The organism is Pseudomonas cistanchae, assembly GCF_054483635.1.
This window is the reverse complement of record NZ_JBTLWN010000005.1, coordinates 215,510-229,708: the sequence shown is the minus strand read 5'-3', so window position 1 is coordinate 229,708 and position 14,199 is coordinate 215,510. Positions and strand designations below refer to the sequence as shown.

Sequence of the window (14,199 nt, the reverse complement as noted above, 5' to 3'; positions counted from 1 at the left end):
GATAACGTCGATGAGCCGCAAGCAGGCCGAGTCTTCGGCAAGTCCTGATAGAATGCCGCGCTTTGCGTACTGCCCGGAATCGTTCATGGATCGTCCCGTCTTTCAGACCGCATTTCTACACCCCCGCTATTGGCTGCTCTGGCTGGGGCTGGGGTTGCTGCGGCTATTGTCGCTGTTGCCTTACCGGGTGCTGATGCGCCTGGGGCGCGGGCTCGGCTGGCTGATGTATCGCCTGGCGCGCCGCCGGCGCAAGATCGCGGCGCGTAACCTGCAGCTGTGTTTCCCGGAGATGACGGCGCTCGAGCGCAAGCACCTGCTGCGGGAAAATTTTGCGTCCACCGGCATGACATTTTTCGAAATGGCGATCAGCTGGTGGTGGCCGGCCGCACGGTTGCGCAAGCTGGGAACCGTGGAAGGGCTGGAGCATCTGCGCCAGGCCGAGATGGAGGGGCAGGGCGTGATTCTCATGGCGTTGCACTTCACTACCCTGGAAATGGGCGGCGCGCTGCTTGGCCAGCAGCAGAACATGTACGGCATGTACCGGCCGCACAAGAACCCGGTGTTCGACTACGTCCAGCGCTGCGGCCGCGAGCAGCGATTACTGGGCGCGATCGAGCGCGACGAAGTGCGCGGCATGCTCAAGTTGCTGCGTGCCGGGGCCGCGGTCTGGTATGCGCCGGATCAGGACTATGGCGCCCAACGCAGCGTGTTCGTGCCGCTGTTCGGCGTAACCGCGGCAACCGTGACCGCCACCAGCAAATTCGCCCGCCTGGGGCGCGCCCGGGTGATCCCGTTCCTGCAAACCCGCCTGGCCGACGGTTCGGGTTATAAAGTGGTGGTGCACCCGCCGCTGGCCGACTTCCCTGGGGAGAGCGAGGAGGCCGATTGTCTGCAGGTCAATCAATGGATCGAAACCGCGATCCGTCAGCAACCCGAGCAATACCTCTGGGCCCATCGACGCTTCAAGACTCGTCCGCCGGGCGAAGCCTCGGTCTATAAGAAGCGCCGTCAGTAACCTGGGCGCTGCTCTCTATACTGCACAAAACCGTTCGGAAGCCGCCCATGACGCAACTCGCCAACAGCCCCCAGCCGATTACCGGGCTGATTCTCTCCGGCGGCGGTGCCCGGGCGGCCTACCAGGTGGGCGTGCTGTCGGCGATTGCCGATCTTCTGCCGGATGCGGCGCACAACCCGTTTCCGGTTATCGTCGGCACCTCGGCCGGGGCGATCAATGCGGTAGGGCTGGCCTGCGGGGCGATGCATTTCAGCGAGGCGATCCGCCGGCTGACCAATGTCTGGCAGGGCTTTCATACTGATCAGGTGTATCGCAGCGATTGGCCGGGCGTGCTGCGTCAGGCCAGTCGTTTTATCGGTCACAGCCTGCTCGGCCTGGGCAGCCAGGTGCCGGTCGCCTTGCTCAATAACGCACCGTTGCGCGAGATGCTGGCGCGCGAGCTGGATTTCTCCGGTATCGCCGCCGCGGTGCGCCAGCGTCAACTGCGCGCGGTAGCGGTTACCGCGTTCGGCTATGAATCGGGGCAGGCGGTTACCTTCTACCAAGGCCGCGCCACCATCGACCCCTGGTTTCGCCATCGGCGGGTGGGTGTGCCGACCCGCCTATCGCTCGATCACCTGCTGGCCAGCGCCGCCATCCCGCTGATCTTTCCGCCGGTGAAGATCCACCGTGAATACTTCGGCGACGGGGCCGTGCGTCAGTCGGCGCCCATCAGCCCGGCGCTGCATCTGGGGGCGACCCGGGTGCTGGTGGTCGGCGTCAGCGGCAACTTGCAAACCGGTCAGCCCAGGGAAGTGCTGCGGCCGCAGACTGGCAAACCGCCGACCCTTGCGCAAATCAGCGGCCACATGCTCAACAGCACCTTTATCGACAGCCTGGAAGGCGATATCGAGCTGATCGAGCGACTCAACCACATGAGCCGTCTGATCCCCACCGACCAGAACACCCGGGCGCTGGGGGTAAAGCCGGTCGAGGTGCTGGTGATCTCGCCGAGTCAGCCACTTGAAGTCATTGCCGCGCGCCATCGGCACCAGCTGCCGGCTGCGTTGCGGGTGTTCCTGCGTGGCCCGGGGGCGACCAAAGCCAGCGGCGCCGGAGTGCTCAGTTACCTGCTGTTCGAGGCCGGCTACTGCAACGAGTTGATCGAACTGGGCTATCAGGATGCGATGGCAAAAAAAGCCGCCTTGAGCGACTTTCTCAGCCTGGCGGTGCCGCTGCCCGTACCGGGCCGCTCGATCCCGGTGTAGCAGCGAGGTCCCGCCTAGCAATCCTGTCGCTCAGCGCCCTGAAAAGCCGCTTTCCCAGTGCTGCAGAAATAACGTGGGCACTGCGCCGTTTCGCCGAACTGCGTTTAAACTGCGCCATCCCGACGCTTTCTGTCGCATTTGCGAAAGCTCCGGTTTTCCTGGGGTTGGCGCTATAAGAAGTTGTCGCATGGCGGCAATGCCGGCCCTGGATCAATCCCTACAATCCTTCACATCGCCTGCTGCTCACTGTGGGCGTTCCTTCGTCAGGAGACTTCCGATGTCCGTTCAGCTCGACCCGGTGCAGCGCGCCGATTTCGACCAGGTGATGGTGCCCAACTATGCCCCCGCCGGCTTTATTCCGGTGCGCGGCGAGGGATCGCGAGTCTGGGATCAAAGTGGTCGCGAGCTGATCGACTTCGCCGGCGGCATCGCCGTCAACGTGCTGGGTCATTGCCACCCGGCGCTGGTCGGCGCGCTGACCGAGCAGGCCAACAAGCTCTGGCACGTATCCAACGTGTTCACCAACGAGCCGGCCCTGCGTCTGGCCAAGAAGCTGGTCGATGCCACCTTCGCCGAGCGGGTGTTCTTCTGCAACTCCGGCGCCGAAGCCAACGAGGCTGCCTTCAAGCTGGCCCGTCGCGTGGCGTTCGATAAGTTCGGCGAAGACAAGTGCGAAATCATCGCGGCGACCAATAGCTTTCACGGGCGCACCCTGTTTACCGTCAGCGTCGGCGGTCAGCCGAAGTATTCCGATGGTTTCGGCCCGAAAATCCAGGGCATCAGCCACATTCCATATAACGATATCGAGGCGCTGAAGGCCGCGGTATCCGACAAGACCTGCGCCGTGGTGCTGGAGCCGATCCAGGGTGAGGGCGGCGTGCTGCCGGCTGACCTGGCTTACCTGCAAGCGGCCCGCGAGCTGTGCGACAAGCACAACGCGCTGCTGGTGTTCGACGAAGTGCAGAGCGGCATGGGCCGCAGCGGCTCGCTGTTCGCCTACATGCACTACGGCGTGACCCCGGACATTCTCTCCAGTGCCAAGAGCCTGGGTGGGGGTTTCCCGATTGGCGCCATGCTCACCACCAGCGAGCTGGCCAAGCACCTGGCGGTCGGCACCCACGGCACCACCTACGGCGGCAACCCGTTGGCCTGCGCGGTGGGTGAGGCAGTGATCGACACCATCAACACCCCTGAAGTGCTGGCCGGCGTCAACGCCAAGCATCAGCGTTTCAAAACCAAGCTGGAGCAGATCGGCCAGCAGTACGGCGTGTTCAGCGAAGTGCGCGGGCTCGGCCTGTTGATCGGCGCGGTGCTCTCCGATGCCTGGAAAGGCAAGGCCAAAACGATTCTCGACGCTGCGGCAGTGGAAGGCGTGATGGTCCTGCAGGCCAGCCCGGACGTGGTGCGCTTTGCCCCGAGCCTGGTGGTGGACGATGCCGATATCGACGAAGGCCTGGTACGTCTGCAGCGCGCAATCGCGGCACTGACCCAGGCTTGACCGGCCTGCGCCGGCAATCGCTGGCGCAGGCACTTGCCCGACCCATGGATGGGTTGCGCGAATCTTCACGGATGAGCGTCTCTGTGTGTGCTGCGGCCTCTGGCTTGCGGCTTTCTCCAGGTGGCCTATCGACGGTTGCTTGGAGCTTTTATTGAAAGGAGTGGCACCATGCTGGTGATGCGCCCCGCGCAAATGGCCGACCTCGCTGAAGTGCAGCGCTTGGCCGCGGACAGCCCGGTTGGTGTGACTTCGCTACCGGACGATGCCGATCGTCTGCGCGACAAGATCGCGGCGTCGGAAGCCTCGTTCGCCGCAGAAGTGAGCTTCAACGGTGAAGAAAGTTATTTCTTCGTTCTCGAAGACAGCGAAAGCGGCCGCCTGGTCGGCTGTTCGGGCATAGTCGCATCGGCCGGCTACTCCGAACCCTTCTACAGCTTTCGCAACGAAACCTTCGTGCACAATTCCCGCGAGCTGAAGATCCACAACAAGATCCATGTGCTCTCGTTGTGCCACGACCTTACCGGTAACAGCCTGCTGACTAGCTTTTACGTCGAGCGGCCACTCGTCAATACCGAGTTTTCCGAGCTCAATTCCCGCGCCCGCCTGCTGTTCGTTGCCGCTCACCCCGAGCGGTTCGCCGACGGCATGGTGGTGGAAATCGTCGGCCACAGCGACGAAGCGGGCGATTCGCCGTTCTGGGATTCGGTGGGCCGCAACTTCTTCGATATGAATTACGCCGAGGCCGAGCGGATCTGTGGCTTGAAGAGCCGCACCTTTCTCGCCGAGCTGATGCCGCATTACCCGATCTACGTGCCGCTGCTGCCCGATGCTGCGCAGGAAGCCATGGGGCAGGTGCACCCGCGGGCACAGATCACCTTCGACATTCTCATGCGCGAAGGCTTCGAGACCGACCATTACATCGATATTTTCGACGGCGGTCCGACCCTCCATGCGCGCACCTCGGGCATTCGCTCGATTGCCCAGAGCCGCATGGTGCCGGTGCGCTTCGGCGAGCCGGGCAAGGGCGGGCGACCGTACCTGGTCAGCAATGGGCTGTTGCAGGATTTTCGCGCCGTGGTCGCGGAACTTGACTGGGTGCCTGGCAAACCGCTCACCCTCGGTCTTGAAGCGGCCGAGGCCCTGGGCGTCGGCGAAGGCGCCAGTGTCCGTCTGGTCGCGGTTTAAGGAGTTAACGCATGATCGTTCGTCCCGTACGCAGCGCCGACCTTCCGGCCCTGATCGAGCTTGCCCGTAGCACCGGGACCGGCCTGACCACGCTGCCAGCCAACGAGGAGCGCCTGGCGCATCGCGTCGGCTGGGCGGAAAAGGCCTTTCGTGGCGCCGCCGAGCGTGCCGATGCGGACTATCTGTTCGTGCTGGAAAACGACCAGGGTGAGGTGGTCGGCATCTCCGCGGTCGCGGGCGCGGTGGGTTTGCGCGAGCCCTGGTACAACTACCGCCTGGGCCTGACCGTCAGCGCATCCCAGGAACTGAACATCCATCGGCAGATCCCCACGCTGTTCATGGCCAATGATCAGACCGGCAACTCCGAACTCTGCTCGTTGTTCCTGCGCGCCGATCACCGCACCGGGCTCAACGGCCGCCTACTGTCGAAGGCACGGTTGCTGTTCATTGCCGAGTACCGCGAGCTGTTTGGCGACAAGGTGATCGCCGAGATGCGCGGTATGTCCGATGACGACGGTCGCTCGCCTTTCTGGGAGAGCTTGGGCCGGCACTTCTTCAAGATGGAGTTTTCCCAAGCCGACTACCTCACCGGGGTGGGCAACAAGGCGTTCATCGCCGAGTTGATGCCCAAGTTCCCGCTCTATACCTGCTTCCTGTCTGAAGAGGCGCGTGCGGTGATCGGCCGGGTGCATGCCGACACCGAGCCGGCGTTGGCGATGCTCAAGGCCGAAGGCTTCAGCTACCAGGGCTACGTCGACATCTTCGACGCCGGCCCGGCCATCGAGGCGGAAACCGCGAAGATCCGCGCGGTGCGCGATAGCCGCAGCCTGGTGCTGGCGATTGGTACGCCGGGCGACGATGCGCCGCCTTTCCTGATTCACAACCGCAAGCGCGAAGACTGCCGGATTACCGTTGGCCCGGCGCGGGTTGCCGCGGGAACGCTGGTGGTGAACCCGGCCACCGCCAAGCGCCTGCAGCTGTCGGCGGGCGATCAGGTACGCGCTGTTTCGTTGTCGGCGCGAGGCTGATACAGGGCGCTCCGCATGCCTTGTGCGGGTGTGGAGAAATCGATTGACCATCCGGCGCAAGGCCGGCTGCAACTGCTTGGAGTGGTAGAACAACATGAACACTCATTACATTGCCGGTAGCTGGTGTGCGGGCCAGGGTGAAGCCCTGGAATCGTTGAACCCTGTCAGTCAGGCATGCATCTGGAGCGGCAAAGGCGCCACTGCCGAGCAGGTCGAGACGGCTGTCCAGGCCGCCCGCGCGGCATTCCCCGAGTGGGCGTCGCGTTCCCTGGAGGCGCGCATCGGCGTGCTTGAGCAGTTTGCCGTCTGCCTGAAAGCGCACAGCGACGCACTGGCCCATGCAATTGGCGAAGAAACCGGCAAGCCGTTGTGGGAATCGGCCACTGAAGTCACCAGCATGATCAACAAGGTCGCCATCTCGGTGCAGAGCTATCGCGAGCGGACCGGCGAAAAAAGTGGTCCGCTGGGCGATGCCACGGCGGTGCTACGGCACAAGCCCCACGGCGTGGTCGCGGTGTTCGGCCCATACAATTTCCCTGGTCATCTGCCCAATGGACACATCGTGCCGGCGCTGCTGGCCGGTAATGCGGTGGTGTTCAAGCCCAGCGAGCTGACGCCCAAGGTCGCCGAGCTGACGGTCCAGTGCTGGATCGAAGCCGGTTTGCCAGCCGGGGTGCTCAACCTGGTGCAGGGCGCCAAGGAAACCGGCATCGCCCTGGCCGCCAATCCGGGCATCGACGGGCTGTTTTTCACCGGCTCCAGTCGCACCGGTAATCTGCTGCACAGCCAGTTCGCCGGTCGCCCGGAGAAAATCCTTGCGCTGGAAATGGGCGGCAACAACCCGCTGATCGTCGATCAGGTCGCGGATCTCGACGCTGCGGTCTACACCATCATCCAGTCGGCATTCATTTCTGCCGGGCAGCGCTGCACCTGTGCGCGCCGTCTGCTGGTGCCCAATGGCCCATGGGGCGATGCCCTGCTGGCACGTTTGGTCAACGTGGCGGCCAGCATCAAGGTCGGCGCGTTCGACCAGACACCTGCCCCATTCATGGGCTCGGTTATTTCCCTAGATGCGGCTCAGCATTTGCTCAAGGCACAGGAGCGCCTGCTGGAAAAAGGCGCCAAACCGCTGCTGGAGATGACCCAGCCGCTCGCCAGTGCGGCGCTGCTAACCCCGGGCATCATCGATGTCAGCGAATTGAGCGAGCGCGTCGATGAAGAATTTTTCGGCCCGCTGCTGCAGGTCATCCGCTATGCCGATTTCGACGCGGCCATTGCCGAGGCCAATAACACCCAGTTCGGTCTGGCGGCGGGTCTGCTGTCCGACTCCAGGGCGCGTTACGACCAGTTCTGGCTGCAGAGCCGTGCCGGTATCGTCAATTGGAACAAGCAGCTTACCGGTGCTGCCAGCAGCGCGCCCTTTGGTGGCATCGGCGCGTCAGGTAACCACCGCGCCAGTGCTTATTACGCGGCCGATTACTGCGCGTACCCGGTCGCCTCGCTGGAATCCGACAACCTGAGCCTGCCTGCCAGCCTGACCCCGGGAGTGAGTCTGTAATGTCTGCGTATGAGATGTCCGCTTTTGAGATGAACTTCGACGGCCTGGTCGGTCCGACGCATAACTACGGTGGCCTGTCCTACGGCAACGTCGCGTCGCAGAGCAACAGCCAGGCCGGTTCCAACCCGAAGGAAGCCGCCAAGCAGGGCCTGGCGAAGATGAAGGCGCTGATGGATATGGGCTTCCAGCAGGGCGTGCTGGCCCCGCAGGAGCGACCGAACGTCGCCGTGCTGCGCAGCCTGGGTTTCACCGGGACCGACGCGCAGGTGATTGAGAAAGCGGCGAAGGATGCCATGCCCTTGCTGGTTGCCAGTTGCTCGGCCTCGAGCATGTGGACCGCCAATGCCTGCACCGTCAGCCCAAGCGCTGACACCGCCGATGGCCGCGTGCATTTCACCGCCGCCAACCTCAACTGCAAATTTCACCGTTCCATCGAGCACCCGACCACCAGCCGCGTGCTCGGTGCGATGTTCGCCAATGAGCAACACTTCGTCCACCACGCGGCGTTGCCTGCGGTCGGGCAGTTCGGTGATGAGGGCGCTGCCAACCATACGCGCTTCTGCAAAGGCTACGGCGATGCTGGGGTGGAGTTCTTCGTCTTTGGCCGCAGCGCCTTTGACGGCCGCTTCCCGGCGCCGCAGCGCTACCCGGCACGGCAAACCCTGGAGGCTTCGCAGGCGGTTGCGCGGCTGCATGGTTTGAGCGACGACGGCGTGGTCTACGCCCAGCAGAACCCTGCGGTGATCGACCAGGGTGTGTTCCACAACGATGTGATCGCGGTGGGCAACGGCGAGGTGCTGTTCTATCACCAGGATGCCTTCCTCGACACGGACAAGGTGCTGGCCGAGCTCGGCGACAAGCTCGCGCGCCGTGGCGGCAATCTGCAGGCGATCTGCGTGCCGCGCGAAGCGGTGAGCGTGGAGGACGCGGTGAAGTCCTACTTGTTCAACAGTCAGCTGCTCAGCCGCGCTGACGGCGGCATGCTGTTGATCGTGCCGGAGGAGTGTCGCAACAACGCCAACGTGTGGAATTACCTGCAACGCCTGACGGCCTCCGGCGGTCCTATCAAGGACGTGCAGGTGTTCGACCTCAAGCAGAGCATGCAGAACGGCGGCGGCCCGGCATGCCTACGCTTGCGCGTGGCGCTCAAGGAACAGGAGCTGGCGGCGGTCAACCCCGGCGTGATCATGACGGCGAGTCTGTACGACACGCTCAACCTGTGGGTCGACACCCATTACCGCGATCGCCTCAGCGAAAGCGATTTGGCCGATCCGCAGTTGCTCAACGAATGCCGAACCGCCTTGGATGAACTGACGCAGATCCTTAAACTGGGCGCCGTCTATCCCTTCCAATTAGCTTGAGTAGGGTGGGTCTCGCTTTATTGACCCACCGGTGGATGTAAAAAGCGACATCCACCCTATGTCCAACACTGTGGAGATTTTATGAGCGACGCCCTGCAACTGATCCTCGAAGACACTGACGGCACCCAGCTGGAAACCTCCTGCACACGTTTTGCCGTGATCTGGCAGGGCCAGGAAATCTGGTTCCAGCAGGTGGGTAACAACCAGCTGATGATCGGTGTGGACGTGGAGGAGGGTGCTGCCGAGTATGCCAACCTGCTGCTGCGTCCGTTGGCCACCAATCTGGTCAGCCTGGAGCTAGAAATGGAACCGGCCGGCGCGGATGACGACGAACATGTCCATGGCCCCGACTGCCACCACGATTGAGGTAGCCCTATGCTCGCCCTCGGCAAACTGCTCGAACTGACCCTGGCCGGCCATGAACCGGCAGCGAAGATTCAGCTGACGCCCGAGGGCGCGCGGCTACGCTGGTTGGCCGAAGGCGCGCTGGAAATCACCCCGCCCGAGGCGCTCGATACAGGGCTGGACCTGCTCTTGTCCGCCGGGATTCATGGCAATGAAACCGCGCCCATCGAGCTGCTCGACCGCCTGTTGCGCGGCATCGCCCGCCACGAGCTGAAGCCGCGCGCGCGCATGCTGTTCCTGTTTGGCAACCCGAGCGCCATGCGCCGCGGCGAGCGCTACATCGAGCAGGACATCAACCGCCTGTTCAACGGCGTGCACGAGCAAAACACCGGCGTCGAGGCCCTTCGCGCCTGTGAGCTGGAACACCTGGCGAGCAACTTCTTCAGCAAGCCGGACCGCATCCGCCTGCACTACGACCTGCATACCGCCATTCGTGGCTCGAAGATCGAGCAGTTCGCGCTTTACCCCTGGCAGCCGGATCGCCCGCGCAGTGCCCGTGAGCTGTCACGGCTTAGCGCGGCGGGAATTGACGCGGTGCTGTTGCACAACAAGACGTCGATTACCTTCAGCGCTTTCACCTATTCCAAGCTCGGTGCGGAAGCCTTCACCCTCGAACTGGGCAAGGCGCGGCCATTCGGTCAGAACGAACTGGTCAACCTGGATCTGCTTGAGCAGCGCCTGTGCGCCATCATCGAAGGGCGCGAGCCGCCGGTGGAAAATGGACTCGGCGCGCTGCAGCTGTTTGCCGTGGCGCGCGAAATCATCAAGCGCAGCGACGAGTTCCAGCTGCACCTGCCGGCCGATGTGGAGAACTTCAGCGAACTGCCGCTGGGTTATCTGCTCGCCGAAGACGTCGCAGACACCCGCTGGGTTGTCGATGAGCCGGGCGCGCGGATCATTTTCCCCAATCCCAAGGTCAAGAACGGCCTGCGCGCCGGCATCCTCATCGTTCCCGCCGAGGATGTGCAACTGGCGTAGCGGCTATGCCGCGTTTGCGCAACAAACTGGTGGCCCCAGATGTATTGCCATCTGTGCGCAAAGGATTGGGTCCATCTGTACCTTGTTCGCCTGTTCGCAGCGCTTTAGCATCGGGCTTTTCGTGAATTCCAGAGAGGCTGCCGATGCCTGTAATCGACCTGCGTAGCGACACTGTCACCCAGCCGACGCCTGGCATGCGCGAGGCCATGCTGGCCGCCGAACTGGGCGACGATGTGTATGGCGAAGATCCTACGGTCAACCGGCTAGAACAGCATTTGGCTGCCGAACTGGGTTTCGCCGCCGCGCTGTTCGTGCCGACTGGCACCATGAGCAACCTGCTGGGTTTGATGGCCCATTGCGAGCGCGGCGATGAATACATCGTCGGCCAGCAGGCGCATACCTACAAATACGAGGGCGGCGGTGCCGCGGTGCTGGGCTCCATCCAGCCGCAGCCTATCGATGGCGAGCCCGACGGTTCGCTCGATCTGGGTAAGGTCGAGGCGGCCATCAAGCAGGATGACTTCCATTTTGCTCGCACCCGCCTGCTGGCGCTGGAAAACACCATGCAAGGCAAGGTGCTGCCGCTGGAATACCTGGCAGCTGCGCGCGACTTGACGCGCCGTCGCGGCCTGGCGCTGCATCTCGACGGCGCGCGACTGTACAACGCCGCGGTCAAGCTGGGCGTACCGGCACGGCGGATTGCCGAGCATTTCGATTCGGTTTCGGTGTGCCTCTCCAAGGGCCTGGGTGCGCCTGTGGGCTCGGTGCTGTGCGGCAGCGAGGAGCTGATCGGCAAGGCGCGCCGCTGGCGCAAGATGGTCGGCGGCGGCATGCGTCAGGCCGGTATGCTGGCGGCGGCCGGGCTGTATGCCTTGGAAAATCAGGTCGCGCGTCTGGCCGATGACCACGCCAATGCCGAACGCCTGGCCGCGGGTTTGCGCGAGCTGGGTTATCAGGTCGAGCCCGTTCAAACCAATATGGTGTACGCCCAGGTTGGCGAGCGTGGCGCGGGTCTGAAGGCGTTCTGCGCCGAGCGCGGAATCAAGCTGACTGCCGCGCCGCGCTTGCGTATGGTCACGCATATGGATATCAGCGCCGAGCAGATCGGCCAGGTGTTGGATACCTTCGCGGCATTCGCCCGCCGCTAGTACGCCGTCAGCGTTGCCTGGTCGTCGGCAGCGCTGGCGATAGCCGCTATCTATGGTAAAACCCGCTGTACCGATGCGGCTGGCCCTATATAATGCGGCCCTTTGCCGGCGTTGCCGTGGCCGCCCGTCTCCTTGGATGACCCTATGAAAAGCGCAGAAATCCGCGAAGCGTTCCTCAGCTTCTTCGAAGAGAAGGGGCACACCCGTGTCGCTTCCAGCTCACTGATTCCGAGCAACGACCCGACCCTGCTGTTTACCAACGCCGGGATGAACCAGTTCAAGGACTGCTTCCTCGGGCTGGAAAAACGCGCCTACAGCCGCGCCACCACCAGCCAGAAGTGCGTGCGTGCCGGCGGCAAGCACAACGACCTGGAAAACGTCGGCTACACCGCGCGCCACCACACCTTCTTCGAAATGCTCGGCAACTTCAGCTTCGGCGACTACTTCAAGCGCGACGCGATTTCCTACGCATGGGAATTCCTGACCGGTGACAAGTGGCTTAACCTGCCCAAGGAAAAGCTTTGGGTCACCGTCTACGCCAGCGACGACGAGGCGTACGACATCTGGCACAAGGAAGTCGGCATCCCGGCCGAGCGGATGATCCGCATCGGCGACAACAAGGGCGCGCCGTATGCTTCGGACAACTTCTGGGCGATGGGCGATACCGGCCCGTGCGGTCCGTGCACCGAAATCTTCTTCGATCACGGCGAGCACATCTGGGGTGGCCCGCCCGGTTCGCCCGAAGAAGACGGTGACCGCTACATCGAAATCTGGAACAACGTGTTTATGCAGTTCAACCGCACCGCGGATGGCGTATTGCACCCACTGCCGGCGCCGAGCGTGGATACCGGCATGGGGCTGGAGCGCATCAGCGCGGTGCTGCAGCATGTCAACTCGAACTACGAGATCGACCTGTTCCAGAGCCTGCTGAACGCTGCCGCCCAGGCTATCGGCTGTGCCAACGAGGCGCAGGCGTCACTGAAAGTGGTCGCCGACCATATTCGCTCGTGCGGCTTCCTGATCGCCGATGGCGTGACTCCGTCCAACGAAGGCCGTGGCTACGTGCTGCGCCGGATCATTCGCCGCGCTTGCCGTCACGGCAACAAGCTGGGCGCCAAGGGCAGCTTCTTCTACCAGATCGTCGCCGCGCTGGTGGCCGAGATGGGCGAAGCCTTCCCCGAACTGAAACAGCAGCAGGCGCATATCGAGCGCGTGCTGAAGACCGAGGAAGAGCAGTTCGCCAAGACCCTGGAGCAGGGGCTGAAGATTCTCGAGCAGGACCTCAGCGAGCTGAAAGGCAGCGTCATCCCTGGCGAGGTGATCTTCAAGCTGTACGACACCTATGGCTTTCCCATGGACCTCACCGGCGACATCGCCCGCGAGCGCGAGCTCACCCTTGATGAAGAAGGCTTCGAGCGCGAGATGCAGGCACAGCGCGAACGCGCTCGCTCGGCCAGCGCCTTCGGCATGGATTACAACAGCCTGGTCAAGGTCGACAGCGACACGGTTTTTCTTGGTTACCAGGCCACGCGCGGTAACGGCAAGGTGATTGCGCTGTTCCGCGACGGCCAGGCGGTCGAACGCCTGAAAGAAGGCGAGGAGGGCGTTGTGGTCCTCGACCAGACGCCGTTCTACGCGGAATCCGGCGGTCAGATCGGCGACTGCGGGTTCCTGGCCGATGAGGCCGGCGGTATGCGCTTCGACGTGCACGATACCACCAAGGCGGGCGGCGCGTTCCTCCACCATGGCGTGCTTGACAGCGGCGTGCTTGAAGTCGGCAGCCAGGTCGAGGCCGTGATCGAAGACTCGGTGCGTCAGGCCACGGCACTCAATCATTCCGCCACGCACTTGCTGCATGCCGCCTTGCGTCAGGTGCTTGGCGAACACGTCAGCCAGAAGGGCTCGCTGGTCGACAGCCAGCGCCTGCGTTTCGACTTCAGCCATTTCGAGGCGATCACCCCGGCGCAGCTCAAGGCGCTCGAAGATATCGTCAATGGCGAGGTGCGCAGAAACAGCGCGGTCGAGACGGTTGAAACCGACATCGAAACCGCCAAGGCCAAAGGCGCCATGGCGCTGTTCGGCGAAAAATACGGCGATCAGGTCCGGGTGCTGAGCATGGGCGGCGATTTCTCCGTCGAGCTGTGCGGCGGTACCCACGTGACCCGCACTGGCGATATCGGCCTGTTCAAGATCATCAGCGAAGGCGGCGTTGCGGCTGGAGTGCGGCGCATCGAGGCCGTCACCGGTGGCGCGGCGCTGACCTACCTGAATGGCGCCGAAGAGCAGTTGAAAGAGGCTGCCGCGTTGGTTAAAGGCAGCCGCGAGAATCTGATCGACAAGCTGTCGGCTGTGCTGGAGCGCAACCGTCAGCTGGAGAAGGAATTGGAGCAGCTCAAGGCCAAGGCCGCCAGCGCGGCGGGTAACGACCTGGCAGGCTCAGCCGTCGAGGTCAAGGGCGTCAAGGTGCTGACTGCGCGTCTCGACGGCCTGGACGGCAAGGCGCTCCTGGCGATGGTCGACCAGCTCAAGAACAAGCTCGGCAGCGCGGTGATCCTGCTCGGCGGCGTGCAGGACGACAAGGTCGTGCTGGTGGCCGGCGTGACTCAGGACCTGACCGCCCGGCTCAAGGCGGGCGACCTGATGAAGCAGGCGGCGGCAGCCGTGGGCGGCAAAGGTGGCGGCCGGCCGGACATGGCGCAAGGCGGTGGTACCGATGCCGCTGCGTTGGATGCGGCGCTGGCATTGGCCCAGGCTTTTGTCGAACACGGCCTCTGAG

At 63.5% G+C, this 14,199-nt stretch carries 11 protein-coding genes; all 11 read left to right on the top strand.

Going from position 1 to position 14,199, the window contains the following annotated elements; translation table 11 throughout:
* The first annotated feature begins 85 nt into the window (after window positions 1-85).
* Window positions 86-1,015 carry a lipid A biosynthesis lauroyl acyltransferase gene (locus tag ACX0MV_RS15470; protein ID WP_458983404.1) on the top strand — a complete coding sequence of 310 codons (930 nt, stop codon included), beginning with the start codon at window positions 86-88 and terminating at the stop codon, window positions 1,013-1,015.
* A 47-nt stretch (window positions 1,016-1,062) separates the two neighbouring features.
* Complete coding sequence (locus tag ACX0MV_RS15465) at window positions 1,063-2,262, top strand: patatin-like phospholipase family protein (RefSeq protein WP_458983403.1); 1,200 nt, start codon at window positions 1,063-1,065, stop codon at window positions 2,260-2,262.
* A gap of 277 nt (window positions 2,263-2,539) precedes the next feature.
* On the top strand, window positions 2,540-3,760 hold the full coding sequence (locus ACX0MV_RS15460) for an aspartate aminotransferase family protein (protein WP_458983402.1): 1,221 nt from the start codon (window positions 2,540-2,542) through the stop codon (window positions 3,758-3,760).
* Window positions 3,761-3,928: 168 nt separating this feature from the next.
* Complete coding sequence (aruF, locus tag ACX0MV_RS15455; RefSeq protein WP_458983401.1) at window positions 3,929-4,945, top strand: arginine/ornithine succinyltransferase subunit alpha; 1,017 nt, start codon at window positions 3,929-3,931, stop codon at window positions 4,943-4,945.
* A gap of 11 nt (window positions 4,946-4,956) precedes the next feature.
* Entirely contained in the window at window positions 4,957-5,973 is a 1,017-nt protein-coding gene (astA, locus tag ACX0MV_RS15450) for an arginine N-succinyltransferase (RefSeq protein ID WP_458983400.1), read from the top strand.
* Window positions 5,974-6,067: 94 nt separating this feature from the next.
* Complete coding sequence (gene astD, locus ACX0MV_RS15445) at window positions 6,068-7,531, top strand: succinylglutamate-semialdehyde dehydrogenase (protein ID WP_458983399.1); 1,464 nt, start codon at window positions 6,068-6,070, stop codon at window positions 7,529-7,531.
* Between the two features lie 14 nt (window positions 7,532-7,545).
* Window positions 7,546-8,892, top strand: a complete 1,347-nt coding sequence (gene astB / locus ACX0MV_RS15440; protein ID WP_458983570.1) for an N-succinylarginine dihydrolase — start codon at window positions 7,546-7,548, stop codon at window positions 8,890-8,892.
* Window positions 8,893-8,973: 81 nt separating this feature from the next.
* A complete protein-coding gene (locus ACX0MV_RS15435; protein WP_458983398.1) occupies window positions 8,974-9,258 on the top strand; it encodes a topoisomerase II in 285 nt (94 codons plus the stop codon).
* Window positions 9,259-9,267: 9 nt separating this feature from the next.
* Complete coding sequence (gene astE, locus ACX0MV_RS15430) at window positions 9,268-10,275, top strand: succinylglutamate desuccinylase (RefSeq protein WP_458983397.1); 1,008 nt, start codon at window positions 9,268-9,270, stop codon at window positions 10,273-10,275.
* Window positions 10,276-10,418: 143 nt separating this feature from the next.
* Complete coding sequence (ltaE, locus tag ACX0MV_RS15425; RefSeq protein ID WP_458983396.1) at window positions 10,419-11,423, top strand: low-specificity L-threonine aldolase; 1,005 nt, start codon at window positions 10,419-10,421, stop codon at window positions 11,421-11,423.
* Window positions 11,424-11,567: 144 nt separating this feature from the next.
* Complete coding sequence (gene alaS, locus ACX0MV_RS15420) at window positions 11,568-14,198, top strand: alanine--tRNA ligase (protein WP_458983395.1); 2,631 nt, start codon at window positions 11,568-11,570, stop codon at window positions 14,196-14,198.
* Window position 14,199 lies beyond the last annotated feature (1 nt).